This window comes from Actinophytocola xinjiangensis (genome assembly GCF_001921215.1).
GTDB classification, from domain to species: Bacteria; Actinomycetota; Actinomycetes; order Mycobacteriales; family Pseudonocardiaceae; genus Actinophytocola; species Actinophytocola xinjiangensis.
In genome coordinates, this window is record NZ_MSIF01000002.1 from 1 (window position 1) to 16,258 (window position 16,258).

At 71.1% G+C, this 16,258-nt stretch carries 16 protein-coding genes; 9 read left to right on the forward strand and 7 right to left on the reverse strand.

Annotated elements, in window-relative coordinates:
• Positions 1-141 precede the first annotated feature (141 nt).
• From miaA to BLA60_RS04875, 4 genes are all read left to right on the forward strand, one after another.
• A complete protein-coding gene (miaA, locus tag BLA60_RS04860; protein WP_075131540.1) occupies positions 142-1,035 on the forward strand; it encodes a tRNA (adenosine(37)-N6)-dimethylallyltransferase MiaA in 894 nt (297 codons plus the stop codon).
• A gap of 10 nt (positions 1,036-1,045) precedes the next feature.
• Positions 1,046-1,855: a diaminopimelate epimerase gene (gene dapF, locus BLA60_RS04865; protein WP_084734658.1), complete on the forward strand. Its 810-nt coding sequence runs from the start codon at positions 1,046-1,048 to the stop codon at positions 1,853-1,855.
• Between the two features lie 128 nt (positions 1,856-1,983).
• Entirely contained in the window at positions 1,984-3,396 is a 1,413-nt protein-coding gene (hflX, locus tag BLA60_RS04870) for a GTPase HflX (RefSeq protein WP_154814189.1), read from the forward strand.
• Positions 3,397-3,440: 44 nt separating this feature from the next.
• On the forward strand, positions 3,441-4,499 hold the full coding sequence (locus tag BLA60_RS04875; RefSeq protein WP_075131543.1) for an SdiA-regulated/phytase-like domain-containing protein: 1,059 nt from the start codon (positions 3,441-3,443) through the stop codon (positions 4,497-4,499).
• A 4-nt stretch (positions 4,500-4,503) separates the two neighbouring features.
• On the opposite strand, the gene lexA is transcribed toward BLA60_RS04875, so the two are convergent.
• Complete coding sequence (lexA, locus tag BLA60_RS04880; RefSeq protein ID WP_425427038.1) at positions 4,504-5,229, reverse strand: transcriptional repressor LexA; 726 nt, start codon at positions 5,227-5,229, stop codon at positions 4,504-4,506.
• Positions 5,230-5,510: 281 nt separating this feature from the next.
• On the opposite strand from lexA, the gene BLA60_RS42955 reads away from it, so the two are divergent.
• On the forward strand, positions 5,511-5,981 hold the full coding sequence (locus tag BLA60_RS42955; protein WP_154814130.1) for a LysM peptidoglycan-binding domain-containing protein: 471 nt from the start codon (positions 5,511-5,513) through the stop codon (positions 5,979-5,981).
• Here the strand turns inward: BLA60_RS42955 and BLA60_RS04890 are convergent.
• A complete protein-coding gene (locus BLA60_RS04890; protein WP_211288609.1) occupies positions 5,940-6,386 on the reverse strand; it encodes a hypothetical protein in 447 nt (148 codons plus the stop codon). The two genes, BLA60_RS42955 and BLA60_RS04890, sit on opposite strands and share 42 nt — an antisense overlap.
• A gap of 298 nt (positions 6,387-6,684) precedes the next feature.
• Here BLA60_RS04890 and nrdR point away from each other — a divergent pair, with 298 nt between their 5' ends.
• The 3 genes from nrdR (at position 6,685) to BLA60_RS04905 (ending at position 11,696) form a co-directional block, all read left to right on the forward strand.
• Positions 6,685-7,158 carry a transcriptional regulator NrdR gene (gene nrdR, locus BLA60_RS04895; protein ID WP_075131544.1) on the forward strand — a complete coding sequence of 158 codons (474 nt, stop codon included), beginning with the start codon at positions 6,685-6,687 and terminating at the stop codon, positions 7,156-7,158.
• 119 nt (positions 7,159-7,277) lie between these two features.
• On the forward strand, positions 7,278-11,153 hold the full coding sequence (locus BLA60_RS04900; RefSeq protein WP_075131545.1) for a vitamin B12-dependent ribonucleotide reductase: 3,876 nt from the start codon (positions 7,278-7,280) through the stop codon (positions 11,151-11,153).
• A gap of 87 nt (positions 11,154-11,240) precedes the next feature.
• Positions 11,241-11,696: a hypothetical protein gene (locus tag BLA60_RS04905; RefSeq protein ID WP_075131546.1), complete on the forward strand. Its 456-nt coding sequence runs from the start codon at positions 11,241-11,243 to the stop codon at positions 11,694-11,696.
• 36 nt (positions 11,697-11,732) lie between these two features.
• On the opposite strand, the gene BLA60_RS04910 is transcribed toward BLA60_RS04905, so the two are convergent.
• The 4 genes from BLA60_RS04910 to BLA60_RS04925 all read right to left on the reverse strand — a co-directional run bounded on the left by BLA60_RS04910 (position 11,733) and on the right by BLA60_RS04925 (position 13,341).
• A complete protein-coding gene (locus BLA60_RS04910) occupies positions 11,733-12,110 on the reverse strand; it encodes a VOC family protein (protein WP_075131547.1) in 378 nt (125 codons plus the stop codon).
• Positions 12,107-12,436: an ArsR/SmtB family transcription factor gene (locus BLA60_RS04915; RefSeq protein WP_075131548.1), complete on the reverse strand. Its 330-nt coding sequence runs from the start codon at positions 12,434-12,436 to the stop codon at positions 12,107-12,109. Before BLA60_RS04915 ends, BLA60_RS04910 begins: the two co-directional genes overlap by 4 nt.
• Positions 12,433-12,882 (reverse strand): SRPBCC family protein, encoded by a 450-nt coding sequence (locus tag BLA60_RS04920; RefSeq protein ID WP_075131549.1) that lies wholly within the window; start codon positions 12,880-12,882, stop codon positions 12,433-12,435. The genes BLA60_RS04915 and BLA60_RS04920 overlap by 4 nt, the downstream gene beginning before the upstream one ends.
• A gap of 72 nt (positions 12,883-12,954) precedes the next feature.
• Positions 12,955-13,341: a winged helix-turn-helix transcriptional regulator gene (locus BLA60_RS04925; RefSeq protein ID WP_075131550.1), complete on the reverse strand. Its 387-nt coding sequence runs from the start codon at positions 13,339-13,341 to the stop codon at positions 12,955-12,957.
• Positions 13,342-13,416: 75 nt separating this feature from the next.
• Here BLA60_RS04925 and BLA60_RS04930 point away from each other — a divergent pair, with 75 nt between their 5' ends.
• Entirely contained in the window at positions 13,417-14,277 is an 861-nt protein-coding gene (locus tag BLA60_RS04930) for an NAD(P)H-binding protein (protein WP_075131551.1), read from the forward strand.
• On the opposite strand, the gene BLA60_RS04935 is transcribed toward BLA60_RS04930, so the two are convergent.
• Positions 14,228-16,249 carry a prolyl oligopeptidase family serine peptidase gene (locus tag BLA60_RS04935; protein WP_075131552.1) on the reverse strand — a complete coding sequence of 674 codons (2,022 nt, stop codon included), beginning with the start codon at positions 16,247-16,249 and terminating at the stop codon, positions 14,228-14,230. The genes BLA60_RS04930 and BLA60_RS04935 overlap by 50 nt on opposite strands.
• Between the last annotated feature and the right edge of the window lie 9 nt (positions 16,250-16,258).

Here is a 16,258-nt window from a genome sequence, read left to right on the forward strand (position 1 = left end):
GGCCGCCGAGCTGGGCGCCGCCGGCCGGGCGCCGTGGCAGGTGCTGGCCGGCGCCGCGCCCCGGGGCTGGCGCGCCGTGCGGGCCAGCCTGCTGGTGCCCTTCGGCGTGGCCTACCACTTCGCGGTCTGGGACCCGGCCCGGTGAGGCCGCTGGCGATCGTCGGCCCGACCGGGACCGGCAAGTCCGCGCTGGGCATCGCGCTGGCCGAGGAACTGGGCGGCGAGGTGGTCAACGCCGATGCGATGCAGCTCTACCGGGGCATGGACATCGGCACCGCCAAGGTCACCGCGGCCGAGCGGCGCTCGGTGCCCCACCACCTGCTCGACGTCCTGGACGTCACCCAGACGGCGTCGGTCGCCGCCTACCAGCGTGACGCGCGCGCGGTCGTCGAGCGGCTGCTCGCGGCCGGGCGGGTGCCGATCCTGGTCGGCGGGTCCGGCCTCTACGTCCGCGCCGTGCTCGACGACCTGGAGTTCCCCGGCACCGACGCCGGTATCCGTGCCCGGCTGGAGGCCGAACTGGCCGACGTCGGCGCGGCGACCCTGCACTCCCGACTGGTCACCCTCGACCCGCCGGCCGCCGCCGCGATCCTGCCGAGCAACGGGCGCCGGGTGGTGCGGGCGCTGGAGGTCATCGAGCTGACCGGCCGCCCGTTCTCGGCGACGATGCCCCGGGAGGGACCGGCCCGCTGGGACACCGTCCAGATCGGACTCGACCTGGACGTCGAGGCCCTCGACGAGCGGATCGAGCGGCGCGTGCACCGGATGTTCGACGACGGCCTGGTCGAGGAGGTCCGCCGGCTCGACGGCCAGGGCCTGCGCGAGGGCCGCACCGCCGCCAGGGCCCTGGGCTACCAGCAGGTCCTGGACGCCATCGACGGCCGTCACGACCTCGCCGAGGCCGCGACGGCGACCGTGCGGGCGACCCGCCGGTTCGTCCGCCGGCAGCGTTCCTGGTTCCGCCGCGACAAGCGCGTCCACTGGCTGGACGCGGCCGGGGACGGTCTGCTGGGGACGGTCCGCGATCTGGCCTAGGGTCGGTACCGTGCACATTCCGTTCGTCAAGGGGCACGGCACTGAGAACGACTTCGTGCTGCTGCCCGACCCCGACGCCGCGCTCGACCTCACGCCCGCCCGTGTCCGCGCGTTGTGTGACCGCCGGGGCGGGCTGGGTGCCGACGGCGTGCTGCGGGTCGTGCGCGACCGCGAGCACCCCGGCGCCTGGTTCATGGACTACCGCAACGCCGACGGCTCGGTCGCCGAGATGTGCGGCAACGGCGTGCGGGTGTTCGCCCGCTACCTGCTCGACGATGGCCTGGTCGAGGGCCGCGAGTTCCCCGTCGGCACCCGGGCCGGGGTCCGTGACGTGCGGATCGACGAGCACGGCGAGGTCACCGTCGACATGGGCAAGGCGGCGGTGTTCGGCGAGTCCGAGGCGGTGCTCGGCGACCGGCGGTTCCCCGGGGTCGCGGTCGACGTCGGTAACCCGCACCTGGTGTGCCGGGTCGAGCGCCTCGACGACCTGGACCTCACGGTGGCGCCGGAGTTCGACCGGGCGGTCTTCCCCGACGGGGTGAACGTCGAGTTCGTGGTGGTCGAGGCGCCGGACCGGATCCGGATGCGGGTGCACGAGCGCGGCGTCGGCGAGACCCGGTCGTGCGGCACCGGCACGGTCGCGGCCGTGACCGGGGTGTTGCACGCGTCCGGGCACCAAACGGGCGCGGCGGACGTTGACATACCAGGCGGACGGGTGCGCGTGGTGATCGGAGACGACACCTGCACCCTCACCGGACCGGCCGTTTTCGTCGCGCGCGGCGAAATCGAACGATCGTGGTGGGAGTCGGCGGCGGAATAATTCCGTCGATTCGTTCGCTGGTGCATGCGACCATGTGCTGACCGGCACGAACGGATCGAGAAAGAGGGTTTCACCACGTGACAGAGAATCTCAATCAGCGGCAAACCGACGGGCACACCGACTACGGGTTGACTGACCTGGCTGAGCTCTCCACGGGTGAACTTGAGCTCTCCGACCGTGCCGCGTTGCGGCGCGTTTCCGGTCTGTCGACCGAACTCACCGACGTCACCGAGGTCGAGTACCGCCAGTTGCGGCTCGAACGGGTCGTGCTGGTCGGGGTGTGGACCGAGGGCAGTGCCGCCCAGTCGGAGGCGTCGCTGGCCGAACTGGCCAGGCTCGCCGAGACCGCGGGCTCGGAGGTCCTCGACGGCCTCGTCCAGCGTCGTGACCGGCCGGACCCGGCCACCTACATCGGTTCCGGCAAGGTCGCGGAGCTGTCCGGGATGGTCGCCTCGGCCGGCGCCGACACGGTCATCTGCGACGGGGAGCTGTCCCCGTCCCAGCTGCGCCAGCTGGAGGCCAAGCTCAAGGTCAAGGTCATCGACCGGACGGCCCTGATCCTGGACATCTTCGCCCAGCACGCCCGCTCCAAGGAGGGCAAGGCGCAGGTCGAACTGGCCCAGTTGCAGTACTTCATGCCGCGCCTGCGCGGCTGGGGTGAGGCACTGTCCCGGCAGGCCGGTGGCCGCGCCGGCGGCGCGACCGGCGGTGTCGGTACGCGTGGCCCCGGTGAGACCAAGCTGGAGACCGACCGTCGGCGCATCCGGACCAGGATCTCCAAGCTGCGCAAGGAGATCGCCGCGATGAGCACGGTGCGCGAGACCAAGCGCGGCCGCCGCACGGCCAACGAGGTGCCCAGCGTCGCCATCGCCGGGTACACCAACGCCGGCAAGTCGAGCCTGCTCAACGCGCTGACCGGCGCCGGGGTCCTGGTGGAGGACGCGCTGTTCGCCACCCTGGACGCGACCACCCGGCGCACCACCACGCCCGACGGGCGCACGTACACGCTCACCGACACGGTCGGGTTCGTGCGGCACCTGCCCCACCAGCTGGTCGACGCGTTCCAGTCCACGCTGGACGAGGTGGCCGACGCCGACCTGATCCTGCACGTCGTGGACGGGTCCGACCCGAACCCGGAGTGGCAGGTGGAGGCGGTGCGTGAGGTGCTCGGCGAGATCGCCGACCGGCGCGAGGAGAAGCTGCCGACCGAGCTGGTGGTCGTGAACAAGATCGACGCGGCCAACGAGCTGGCGCTGGCGCGGCTGCGCAACCTGCTGCCCGGCGCGGTGTTCGTCTCCGCGCACACCGGTCTGGGCATCGAGGAGCTGCGGGAACGGGTCGCCGGCCTGATCCCCCGGCCGGACGTCGAGGTCGAGGTGCTCGTCCCGTACGCGCGCGGCGAACTCGTCGCGCGGGTCCACCGGGAGGGTGAGGTGCTCACCGAGCGGCACACCGAGCGGGGCACGGTCCTGGCCGCGAAGGTCAAGCCGGACCTGGCCGGCATGCTCGGCGACTTCGCGGTGAACGGCACGTCCGTCTGAGGCGTTACCGTGGACGCCGGGATCGGGTCCACGGAGGTGTCGGCGTGCGGGGAGCACTGCTCGCGGTGTTACTGCTGCCCGGGTTGGCGTTGGTCGCGCCGACCAGGGCAGCGGCCGTCCAGCCGCGGGAACCGCAGGTCAGGTGCACCATCACCGATCCACGGCTGAGTGAGCTGTCCGGTCTGGTCGCCGGCCGGGACCACTGGTACGCGGTCAACGACGGCGGCACCCAGGCCACCGTCGTGGTGCTGACCAAGGACTGCGCGGTCGACCGGGAGATCGTCGGCGACATCGACCCCTACGACGTCGAGGACCTCGCGCGCGGCCGGGACGGCACGTTCTGGCTGTCGGACACCGGCGACAACGACCGCGACCGGGACACCGTCGCGCTGATCGCGTTGACCCCGGACGGGTCAGCGACCCTGCACCGGCTGACCTACCCGGACGGCGCGCACGACACCGAGGCGCTGCTGCTGGACCGGGACGGCACGCCCTACCTGGTCTCCAAATCGACCTCCGGCCAGGCGAAGGTGTTCCGGCCGGCCGGTGAGCTGGCCAGCCCGGGGCCCACGCCGCTGGAGGTGGTCGGCTCGGTCGACTTCGCACCGACGGGCACCCAGGGCGGTCCGGTGCCGGCGTTCGTCGGTTCGGTGACCGTGACCGGAGGCGCGACCAGCGCGGACGGCTCGGTGGTGGCGCTGCGGACCTACACCGACGCGTACCTGTGGCACGTCGAGGACGACCTGGTGGCGGCGCTGGGGACCACGGCGGTGCGGATCCCGTTGCCCGACGAGGCCCAGGGCGAGGCGATCGCCTTCGAACCGGACGGCACGCTGCTGTCGGCCTCGGAGGGCACCGGTGAGCCGGTGCGGGCCGTCCCGGGCGCCGCCGCGCTCGTCGCCCCGCCGGAACCGTCCCCGTCCCCGTCGCCCTCCCCGTCGGCGCCGTCGTCGGCGCGGTCGAGTGGTGGGTCGGACGAGACCAGCGGCCGGTCAGGGGAGGATGGGATGTCCGCCCTGCCGGCCGCCGTGGTCGCCGTGGTCGCCGTCGTGCTCGTGGGAGGCACGCTGCTGTTCGTCCGCCGCCGCGCCCGGCGGCGGTGAGTGGTCAGAGTCGGCGCAGGACCGCGACCACCTTGCCCAGGATGCTGGCGTCGTCGCCGGGGATGGGCTCGTAGGCGTCGTTGTGCGGCATCAGCCAGACGTGCCCGTCCTTGCGCTTGAACGTCTTCACCGTGGCCTCGCCGTCGATCATGGCGGCGACGATCTCGCCGTTGTCGGCGGTCGGCTGTTGGCGCACGACGACCCAGTCCTGGTCGGTGATGGCGGCGTCGACCATCGAGTCACCGGTGACCCGCAGCAGGAACAGCGACCCCTCGCCGACGATCTCCTTCGGCAGCGGGAAGACGTCCTCGACGGCCTCCTCGGCCAGGATCGGCCCACCGGCGGCGATCCGGCCCAGGACAGGGACGTAGGCCGGGCGGGGCGAGTCGGTGGTCGAGGCGGTGTCGGCGGTGCCCTCGCTGACCAGCGTCGCGGCGCCGACCTCGGGCTGGGCCGGGACCGGGATCGCGTCGGGCGGCAGGACACCGATGGCGCGCGGCCGGTTGGGGTCGCGGCGCAGGTAGCCCTTCTGTTCCAGGGCACGCAGCTGGTAGGCGACCGAGGAGGTGGAGGTCAGGCCGACCGCCTCACCGATCTCGCGGACGCTCGGCGGATACCCGAAACGCTCGACCCAGGTACGGATGACCTCGAGCACCTCCCGCTGGCGGACGGGGAGTTCGACGTCGTCGCCGGTGTTGACCTCCGGGAAACTGCGCAGGTTGCCCCGCAACGGCTTCCGCTTCGGTACACCCTTGGGTATTCCTCCCGGTTTGCGTGGCACTGCACTGCCTCCCTGCGTGCCGGACCGCCTCGACGATCCGGGCGTGACTGTCTGTTTTCACGTGCACCTTCGACGTTAACCGTCGGCCACGACGAGATCAAACACCTGTTCGACGACACGCCGTGCGGGTCTCGTTTTCCGCCGGTTCCCTGTGCTACAAATTCGCACGAGGGTTCGATCGAACGACTGTTCGAGGTTCGGTCAGGTGTTCGACGGTTCGGGAGGCCGACATGAGCGTCGCGGCGCACAGGACGGAGCAGGTGGGACAGGGTGCGGCGGCACGCGTACCGGTCCAGCTGACGATCCCGGCCGACCCGCTATCCGCGCCACCGCGCCGCGTACGCGTCTACGGCTACACCGCCCCGCCGACCCGCCGCCGGGTGGCGGGCGCGCCCCGCGTCGTGGTGAGCACCACGTGCCGCCCGAGGCAGCGGATCTCGGCCCTGTCGTTGATCACGGCCGGCGCGGCGGTGTGCCTGGCGGTCATCGGCCTCGGCGCCCTCGCGGGTGCCGGAGCGGTGGACGTCCCGGCCAGGACGGAGGTGGTGCGGGTGCAGCCGGGGGAGACCCTCTCGGACCTCGCCGCCAGGATGGCCCCGTCCAGCGACCGGGGCGCGGTCGTCGACCGGATCAGGGAACTGAACGCGCTCGACGCCGGGCTACGCCCCGGTCAGCCGTTGCGCGTCCCCGCCGAGGGCTGACCGCTCCACGACCCGCGCGGTCGGATCCGGCGCGCCCGGATCGACCAGCCGGTCGGTGAGCAGGAAGGTGGTCAGCTCGAACGTTGTCGCGTGCTCGGCCTCGGTGAGCCGGAAGGTCCCGCCGCGCTGTCCGGGCTCCCAGCCGTGCGCCAGGGCGTGGTCGACGATCGCGCGCACGTCGCCGCTCGTCGGGTAGGCGCCGTCGGTGGCGCAGGCACCCGGCGGCGCGGGCCAGTTCGTCGAGAGCAGGTCGACCTCCAGCGCCTGGCTGTTCTTCCCGGCGGCCCAGGCGCGGACGCGGATGCCCCGGTGGCAGTCGCCCGAGCCGGGGACGTGGCGGATGCGGGCGGTCCAGGTGATCACCTGGTCGCCGCGGCGCAGGGTTCGCAGGCGGTTTCTGGCCACGTGCTGACCGTAGCCTGTCGCGGCGCTGGAGCGGCGCGTCCGGGTACGGGTTCGGTGGGTGCGCGTACGGGCCGTGAGCATGCCCGCCGGTGGTGTGGTCGCCGCCACTCGTCCCGCGTGTCGGGGGTGTCCGACTTGCATCATGTGGCGTCTCGGCCTACCGTCGACCCCAACATCTAGTAGTTACATCACTGTAGTTAGTCCACAGGTTGGGGCGACCTGTCCACCGGTTGTCCACCGCTGCATCCACAAGATGATCTCCTGTTGGGCTGTCCGGCGCGCACGAGGGGTGGTTCGGATGAGGTGTCCGTTCTGTCGTCATTCGGACTCCCGGGTCGTCGACTCCCGAGAGGTGGACGAGGGCCAGGTCATCCGGCGCCGCCGGTCCTGCGCGAAGTGCAGCCGCCGGTTCACCACCGTCGAGGAGGCCGTCCTGGCCGTGGTGAAGCGGTCCGGGGTCACCGAGCCGTTCAGCCGGGAGAAGGTCGTCACCGGGGTCCGCCGCGCCTGCCAGGGCCGGCCGGTCAACGAGGACGACCTGCAACAGCTGGCCCAGCGGGTCGAGGACGCGATCCGGTCGACCGGCGCGGCCGAGATCCCCAGCCACGAGGTCGGGCTGGCGATCCTCGGGCCGCTGCGCGAGCTCGACGAGGTGGCCTACCTGCGCTTCGCCAGTGTGTACCGGTCCTTCTCGTCCATAGAGGACTTCGAGAAGGAGATCGCGGGCCTGCGCGACGCGATGGCCAGGAAAGCGGAACACGAGGGGACATGAGTCGAACCAGCCGCCGGAGCGCGACACGGCGACGCGCCAGGCAGCGATCAGGACCTCACCGGGTGGGGAACCCGGTGGCACGTGTGGGACGAGCGAGCAACGAGGGAGAGGGTCAGGGCATGACGGAAACCGTCGACACGTCGGAGCGTGGGCTGGCGGACGGTGGGCTCACCGTCCGGCGGGTGCACACCACCGAGGGGGTGCACCCGTACGACGAGGTGACCTGGGAACAGCGCGACGTGGTGATGACCAACTGGCGCGACGGTTCGGTCAACTTCGAGCAGCGCGGGGTCGAGTTCCCCGAGTTCTGGTCGGTCAACGCGACCAACATCGTCACCAGCAAGTACTTCCGGGGCGCCGTGGGCACCCCGGTGCGTGAGCACTCGCTGCGCCAGCTGATCGACCGGGTGGTGCGGACCTATGTGGACGCCGGCGTCAAGCACGGCTACTTCGGCACGCCCGCCGACGCCGAGGTCTTCGAGCACGAGCTGGTCTGGATGCTGCTGCACCAGGTGTTCAGCTTCAACTCGCCGGTCTGGTTCAACGTCGGCACCAGCTCACCTCAGCAGGTGTCGGCGTGCCTGCCCTACGACTCGCTGGTCAACACGCCTGGGGGTCTCGTCCCCATCGGTCAGTTGGTGGCCGACGACGCTGTCGGTGCGAAGGTGTACGACGCCCACGGCGTGACCAAGATCGTCGCCACCAAGGCCAACGGTGTGCGTGAGGTCTACCGCCTGCACACCAAGGCCGGTCACCAGCTCGACGTCACGGCCGACCACCTGGTGTGGAAGGCGACCGGGGATGGCACGGGTCGGTTCGTCGAGGCCGGCACGCTGCGCCCCGGCGACCAGCTCGAATGGCACCGGCGGTCGTCCTACGGGGAGGCGGAGGTCACCCGGCGGGAGATCGCGGAATCGGCTCTCGCCGGCTGGCTCCAGTCGGACGGGTTCGTGGGGCAGTACGCCGGCACCAACAGTTCGCTGACGATCGAGGCGATGACGGTCACCGACGCCGAACTGGCGTGGGTGTGCGACGCGCTGGATGTGGTGTTCCCCGACGTCCACCGGCACGAACGTGTGGTTCCCACGCAGGACACCACCTTGGACTGCCGGCGCACCCGGTTGTACGGAAACGTTCTCGAGGAGTTCGTCGACAGCTGGCGGCTTCGTGATCGGGGCGTCGACATGGAGGTGCCCGAGCGGTTGTTCGCCGCACCGCTCCCCGTCGTCGCCGCCTACCTGCGGAGCCTGTTCCAGGCGGAGGGATTCGTCTCCGCTCGGGAGCGGTCGACGCTCGTCGGGGTTGGCATGATCAGTGAGAAGCTGATCAGGGGTGCCCAGGCACTGTTGGCGCGCTTCGGGATCTTCGCTCAGGTCGGTCACAAGAAGGAGACCCGGGAAAACCGGCATGACCTGTGGGAGCTGCGGATCCAGAGCGCCGGTGACCGCAGGATCTTCGCCGACGAGATCGGGTTCGTCGACCCGGTGAAGGCGGCCAAGCTGGAGGCGTCGTTCGACCTCCCCGGGCTGCCGGCACGGGCGACGAAGCGTCTGGAGATCGCCCGTATCGAGCACCTCGGTCCGATGGAGGTCTTCGACATCCAGACCGAGAGCGGCGAGTTCCTCGTCGAGAACCTGCGTGTGCACAACTGTTTCATCCTCGCCGTCGACGACACGATGGACTCGATTCTCAACTGGTACCGCGAAGAGGGCCTGATCTTCAAGGGCGGCTCCGGCGCCGGCCTGAACCTGTCCAGGATCCGTTCGTCCAAGGAGCTGCTGTCCTCCGGCGGCACCGCGTCCGGCCCGGTGTCGTTCATGCGCGGCGCCGACGCCTCGGCCGGCACCATCAAGTCCGGTGGCGCCACCCGGCGCGCGGCGAAGATGGTCGTGCTGGACGTCGACCACCCGGACGTCGAGGAGTTCATCGAGACCAAGGCCAAGGAGGAGCGCAAGATCCGCGTCCTGCGTGACGCCGGTTTCGACATGGACCTCGGTGGCGCCGACATCACCTCGGTGCAGTACCAGAACGCCAACAACTCGATCCGGGTGTCCGACGAGTTCATGCGTGCCGTCGACGCCGGCACCGACTTCGGGCTGCGGTCCCGCACCACCGGCGAGGTGCTGGAGCGCACCGACGCGAAGGCGCTGTTCCGCAAGATGGCGCACGCCGCGTGGGAGTGCGCCGACCCGGGCGTGCAGTACGACGACACGATCAACGACTGGCACACCTGCCCCGAGTCGGGCCGGATCACCGCGTCCAACCCGTGCAGCGAGTACCTGCACCTGGACAACTCCAGCTGCAACCTGGCGTCGCTGAACCTGTTGAAGTTCCTGCGTGAGGACGGCACGTTCGACGCCGACGTGTTCGCCCGGTCGGTGGAGCTGGTCATCACGGCGATGGACATCTCCATCTGCTTCGCGGACTTCCCGACCGAGCCGATCGGTGACACCACCCGCAAGTTCCGCCAGCTGGGCATCGGCTACGCCAACCTGGGCGCGCTGCTGATGGCCACCGGCCACGCCTACGACTCCGAGGGGGGTCGCGCGCTGGCCGCGTCGATCACCTCGCTGATGACCGGCACCGCCTACCGCCGGTCGGCGGAGCTGGCCGGGGTTGTCGGCGCGTACGAGGGCTACGCCCGCAACGCCGACGCGCACCAGCGGGTCATGCGCAAGCACGCCGCGGCCAACGACCTGATCCGCACCTACCACGTCAACGACGCGTTGGTGCAGCGCCGCGCGACCCAGGAGTGGCAGCTGGGTCTGCGGTTGGGCGCCGAGCAGGGGTGGCGCAACGCGCAGGCGTCGGTGCTGGCCCCCACGGGCACGATCGGCCTGATGATGGACTGCGACACGACCGGCATCGAGCCGGACCTGGCGCTGGTGAAGTTCAAGAAGCTGGTCGGCGGCGGTTCGATGCAGATCGTCAACCAGACGGTGCCGCGCGCGCTGAAGTCGTTGGGCTACCAGGACGAGCAGATCGAGGCGATCGTCGAGTACGTCGCCGAGCACGGTCACGTGGTGGACGCCCCGGGGCTGCGCCACGAGCACTACGAGGTGTTCGACTGCGCGATGGGTGAGCGTTCGATCGCCCCGATGGGTCACGTGCGGATGATGGCGGCGGTCCAGCCGTTCATCTCCGGCGCGATCTCCAAGACGGTGAACATGCCGGAGGCGGCGACCGTCGAGGACGTCGAGCAGATCTACTTCGAGGGCTGGAAGCTGGGTCTCAAGGCCCTGGCGATCTACCGCGACAACTGCAAGGTGGGCCAGCCGCTGTCGGCGGGCAAGGGCGCGAAGGCGTCGGCGGAGCCGGAGACGGTGATCGAGTACCGGCCGGTCCGCAAGCGCCTGCCGAAGAAGCGCCCGTCGCAGACGGTGTCGTTCACCGTCGGCGGGGCCGAGGGCTACCTGCACGCGGGGTCCTACCCGGACGACGGTCTGGGCGAGATCTTCGTGAAGCTGGGCAAGCAGGGTTCGACGCTGGCCGGCGTGATGGACGCGTTCTCGATGTCGATCTCGGTGGGGTTGCAGTACGGGATCCCGCTGGAGTTCTACGTCTCGAAGTTCCAGAACCTGCGCTTCGAGCCGGCGGGCATGACCGACGACCCGGACGTGCGCATCGCGACGAGTGTCCTGGACTACCTGTTCCGCAGGTTGGCCCTGGACCACCTGCCCTACGAGAAGCGCGCGCAGCTGGGCGTGTTCACCGCCGACGAGCGCGCCGCCCAGGTCAGCGCCGACTACGGCACGTCCTCGGACGTCGACCTGGAGGCCCTGCGCACCACGGTCGACGCCACGCCGCGCACGGCGGTGGAGTCGGCGAAGGACGAGCCGGAGATCACCGAGGCGCACAGCTCGACCGAGCTGCTGGAACTGCACCTCGGCAAGGTCGCCGACGCCCCGCTGTGCATGACCTGCGGCACGAAGATGCGCCCGGCGGGTTCGTGCTACGTCTGTGAGGGCTGCGGCTCGACCTCCGGCTGCAGCTGACACGTGTGACCCGGAAAGGGGAGCCGGCCCTTCGGGGCCGGCTCCCCTTTTCCGAATTTCGGATGCGTGACAAGGCAGAATTGCCGGATGACGGGGTTGCGCTGGGAGGACGTCGAGGACTGCTTCTCTCTGGACGGAAGCCTGCGCGATGCCTACGTCCAGGACACCGGGTTGACGGACTGGCAGACCTTTCTTGACCTGGTGCGCGCCAGGTGGCCGCACACCTACACGGTGGACCAGCGCGAGCAGCGGCTGCCGGAACGCGCGGACGACGTCCTCAACCGTGGCGACGACGACGCTCGGCTGCTGGACATCAGGCCGGTTCCGGAGATCCAGGCCAATGTCCACTTCTTCACGGTCGAGCAGATCGAGATCGACTTCGCCCCTGCGGAACTGCTGGGACAGCGGCGGCTGGACGTTCTGCTGGCCTTCTTCCGGGACATCGGCCGGGCACTGGGCAAGCCGGTGATCTTCACCCCGGAGAACGTTCCCGAACGTCCGTTGTTCACCTACGACCCGCGCCACGACCGGGTCACGCGGTGAGCCGGCCCGGGACGGCACGCCGCGCCGGACAGGCCGCTACGCGGGGTCCGGTTCGGACACCAGGTGGACGATGGCGGCCGGGCTGGTGATCCAGAACGCCGAGTCGCTGTCCAGCGGTTCGATGTCGTCGCAGCGGGTGACGCCGTCGGTGGCCAGGTGGTGGGCGGCGGTCGCGGTGTCTGAGGTGGTGACCTGGAGCCACAGTTCGGTCTGGCTCATGCCGGGGACGCGGTCGATCCACAGGTGGTTGGGGCCGAAGGCGAAGCCGACCGACGGCGGGCCGGAGGTGTAGGGGTTGTCCAGTTCGCGCAGGGCGAGGGTGTCGCGGTAGAAGGCGACGGTGGCCTCCCACTGGTGCGGGGGCACCTTCATCGCGATGTTGCGTCCGCCGGCGAAGGTGGGGCGGTCGGTCACGGTGTTCCTCCTGACTCGGCGGTGTTCTTGAGGCGTTCCAGGCGCCGGTCCCAGCGTTTCCCGAGGTCGGTCAGCCAGGCGGCGGAGCGGGTCAGCTGTTCGGGGCGTACGGCGAAGAGGGTTTCCCGGCCTCGGCGGGCGGAGCTGACCAGGCCGGCTCGTTCCAGGACGCGCAGGTGCCGGTCGACCGCCTGGCGTGACACCGGCAGCGGGAGGGCGAGGGTGGTGGCCGTCGCGCCGTGGGGGTGGTCGCCGAGGGTTTCCAGCAGGTGGCGCCGGTGGGGGTCGCTCAGCGCCGCGAAGACCTGGCCGACGTCGACGCTCACGGGGCGTCCAGGGCGTGGCGGGCGGCGGCGAGTTCGGTCTCCCAGCCTTCGGTGTGCTCGTCGAGGGTGCGTCGCCGCTGGTCCTCGGTGGCGTCCAGGGTGTGCAGGCCGCTCTCGACGACCCGCAGGAGCACGCCGGGGCCGGGGCGGTCCTCGATCCAGAACTCGACCAGGGTCGATCGTTGGTCGTCGGGGCGGCCGGCGCTGTCGGTGGTCAGCCAGCGGTAGGCGGCGTAGCGCGGCGGTTCCAGCCGCACCGTGCGAACGGGGAAGGCTCCGTGCACCGGGTCGTGCACGATGGCGAGGTCGCCGTCGTGGTCGACGCGGTGTTCGGTGATGCGGCCGTCGTTGATCCACCAGCCTGGTTCGGACACCAGCTGCCAGACCCGGTTCGGGTTCGCGTCGATCTCGATCGACCGTTCGATCCGGTCGGTGTTCCCGCTCATCGTCCACCTCGCTTCGACGTGCAACGCGATGGTTGCACGTCCCGCCCTAACGTGCAACCAATGCATTGCACGTCACGTGGAGTCCCAGCGGGTGCGGGCGGCCTCGATGGCGGGAGCGTGCTCACGGGACCAGTCCGCCAGCTGGGTGATCAGCCCGGCGAGACTCCGCCCGAGGTCGGTGAGGCGGTACTCGACCTGCGGCGGGATCGTCGCGTGGGCGGTGCGCTCGACCAGCCCGTCGCGGCCAAGACGTTTGGTGGTCAGGGTCAGCATCCGCTGCGAGATACCGGGGATCGCGCGTTCCAGCTCCCGGAAACGGCGCACACCCTTCGCCAGCTCGACCACCACCAGCACGCTCCACCGGTCGCCCAACCGGTCCAGGACGTCGCGAATCCCACAGTCGTCGTCCCCGCAGGGGCCGGTGACCTGGGCGGTGACCGCCGTGTTCGTGACCGACATCGAAGTGCCTCCTTACCGTCCCGCCGGTGTGCGGGGACGCTGCTCGCACCAGCTACCAACGCGGAGGACCTGCCGATGATTCTCGTCACCGGAACCTCGGGCGCGCTCGGCGGCCTGATCCACGCCGGACTGTCGGCCGTGGACGGGCTCGACGTCACCGCCGCCAGCAGCCGACCAGGCCCCGCCGGGCGGCGCGTCGACTTCGACGACCCGCGCACCCTGGCCACCGGTTTCGCCGGGGTCGACGTGCTGGTGTTCGTCTCCGCCGGGTTCGCCGAGGACGACGTGGTGCTCGCCCGGCACGGCGCCGTCGTGGACGCCGCGGCCGCCGCCGGGGTACGGCACGTGATCTACACCAGCCTCGCCGGCTCGGGGGAACACACGACCCTGGCGCTGGCCCACCGCTGGACCGAGGCCCGCCTGGCCGCCGCCCCGTTCGCGGTCACTGTGCTGCGCAACGGGTTCTACGCCGAACTACTGGCCGGTCTCGCCCTGGCCGGGGCGGCGGGCGGAGGCGAGCTCACCGCCGCGCTGGGCACCGGCCGGGTGTCGGTCGTCGCCCGGGCCGATCTCGCCGACGTCGCGGTGCGGGTGGCCGCCGAGGTCGGGCGTGACCTGGACGCCGGCGGCCGGTCCGCCCACGCCGGGCGCACCTACGAGCTCGAGGGCGTCGCCGCGCTGGGCGGCGACGACCTCGCCGGGCTGTTGTCCGTCGGCTACCGGCCGGTCACGCTGGCCGACGCCCGCGCGGCCCTGGCCGGCGCGCCCGCCTACCAGGTCACGCACACCTTGTCGCTGCTGGCCAACGCCGCCGCCGGCGTCCTGCTGGCCGGCGACACCGACCTGACCGCGCTGCTGGCGGCGCCGCCCCGACCCGTCCGGGACCTCATCGCGACAGTGTTCGCCACAGGAACTCGTACACCAGAGCCCATTTGAACGCGGCCTGGGCGTTGTCGGCGGCGCCGCCGTGACCGCCCTCGATGTTCTCGTAGTAGCGGACGTCGTGGTCCAGTTCGCGCAGGCGGGCGACCATCTTCCTGGCGTGACCGGGGTGGACGCGGTCGTCGCGGGTGGAGGTCAGGACGAACGTCGGTGGGTACGGGCGGTCGGCGTCGACGTTCTGGTACGGCGAGTACTCCCGCAGGAACGCCCAGTCCGCCGGCTCGTCCGGGTCGCCGTACTCGGCCATCCAGGACGCCCCGGCCAGCAGCCGGTGGTAGCGGCGCATGTCCAGCAGCGGCACCTGGCACACGATCGCCCCGAACAGCTCCGGGTAGCGGGTGAGCATCACACCCATCAGCAGGCCGCCGTTGGACCCGCCCATGGTGGCCAGGCGCTCCGGGCTGGTCAGCCCCCGGTCGACCAGATCCCGTGCCACGGCGGCGAAGTCCTCGTACACGCGCGGCCTTTCGGCGCGCAGGACCGACTGGTGCCAGGTCGGGCCGTACTCGCCGCCGCCGCGGATGTTGGCCACGACGTAGGTGCCGCCCCTGGCCAGCCAGCCCCGGCCGATGATGCCGCTGTACCCGGGGGTCAGCGAGACCTCGAAGCCGCCGTAGCCGTACAGCAGGGTGGGGCCGGTGGCGCCGGGGCGGCCGACGACGAAGTACGGGATGCGGGTGCCGTCGTCGGAGGTCGCGAAGTGTTGGTGTGCCTCAAGGTCCTGCGCCGGGAAGAACGCGGGGGCGCGGCGCAGGACCTGCGGCTGCGCGCCGATCTCGCCCCGGTACAGGGTCGCCGGCTGGGTGTAGCCGCTGGCGTTGAGCCAGTACTCGTCGGACTCGTCGGGGCTGGTGTCCAGGATGTCGGCCGAGCCGACCTCGGGGACGCCGGCCAGCGGCGCGCGGGCCCAGCCGTCCGGTCCGGGGGTCAGCACCTCGAAGCGGCTCTTGACGTCGTGCAGCATGGCCAGGATCAGGTGGTGGCGCGTCCACGCGTGGTAGGACAGCGACGTGTGCTCGTCCGGTGCGAACAGCACGTCGAAGGACCGCCCGCCGGCCAGGAAGTCGTCGAAGCGGGTGGCCAGCAGGGCGCCCGACGGGTAGGTGAGGTCGCCGACCGTCCACTCCGAACGGGTCGAGACCAGCAGCCACTCGCGGTGGACCGAGGTCTCGGCGTCCTCGGGGACCTCGATCCGCACCAGGCCCGACGGGGTGCGCAGGAACTTCTCGGTGCGGTAGAAGTCCGGGTTGCGGTAGACGAAGTCGCGTTCGTAGCCCTCGGTGGGGTCGTGGTAGGCGCCGGCCGAGACGTCGTCGGGCTTGCCCTCGAACACGGTCGTCGCGTCGGCGAGTGGGGTGCCGCGCCGCCACTGCTTGGCGATCCTCGGGTAGCCGGAGGCGGTGAGCGAGCCCTCGCCGAGGTCGGTGCCGACGTAGATGGTGTCCTCGTCGATCCATCCGACGCGGCTCTTGGCCTCCGGCAAGGAAAAGCCATCCTCCACAAAGGACAGCGAGACGAGGTCGAACTCGCGGACGACGGCCGCGTCGGCGCCGCCCCGGGACAGCTCCACCAGCGCCCGCCGGTACCCGGGGCGCAGCACCGCCGCGCCCTGCCACACCCAGCTCTCGCCCTCGGCCTCGGCCAGCGCGTCCACGTCGAGCACGATCTCCCACACCGGCTCCGGCTCCCGGTAGGACTCCAGGGTCGTGCGCCGCCACAGGCCGCGCGGGTGGGCGGCGTCCTGCCAGAAGTTGTACAGGTACTCGCCGCGCCGGCGCGGGTACGGGATGCGGTCGTCGGCGTCGAGCACCTCGCGGACCTCGTCGCGCAGGGCGGCGAAACGCGGCGCGCCGGTCAGCTCGTCGACGGCCTCGGCGTTGCGTGCCCGCACCCACTCCAGGGCGGTGTCCCCGGTGACCTCCTCCAGCCAGAGGTACGGGTCGTCGTCATGGTCGTCATCGGTCATGTCCCCGAG

Bases quoted from the DNA above. Each gene is read 5' to 3' on its own strand.
- nrdR (WP_075131544.1), top strand. From the start codon at position 6,685: ATGAGGTGTCCGTTCTGTCGTCATTCGGACTCCCGGGTCGTCGACTCC.
- BLA60_RS04920 (WP_075131549.1), bottom strand. From the start codon at position 12,882: ATGAGCGGGAACACCGACCGGATCGAACGGTCGATCGAGATCGACGCG.
- BLA60_RS04905 (WP_075131546.1), top strand. From the start codon at position 11,241: ATGACGGGGTTGCGCTGGGAGGACGTCGAGGACTGCTTCTCTCTGGAC.
- BLA60_RS04900 (WP_075131545.1), top strand. From the start codon at position 7,278: ATGACGGAAACCGTCGACACGTCGGAGCGTGGGCTGGCGGACGGTGGG.
- BLA60_RS04925 (WP_075131550.1), bottom strand. From the start codon at position 13,341: ATGTCGGTCACGAACACGGCGGTCACCGCCCAGGTCACCGGCCCCTGC.
- BLA60_RS04935 (WP_075131552.1), bottom strand. From the start codon at position 16,249: ATGACCGATGACGACCATGACGACGACCCGTACCTCTGGCTGGAGGAG.
- BLA60_RS42955 (WP_154814130.1), top strand. From the start codon at position 5,511: ATGAGCGTCGCGGCGCACAGGACGGAGCAGGTGGGACAGGGTGCGGCG.
- BLA60_RS04930 (WP_075131551.1), top strand. From the start codon at position 13,417: ATGATTCTCGTCACCGGAACCTCGGGCGCGCTCGGCGGCCTGATCCAC.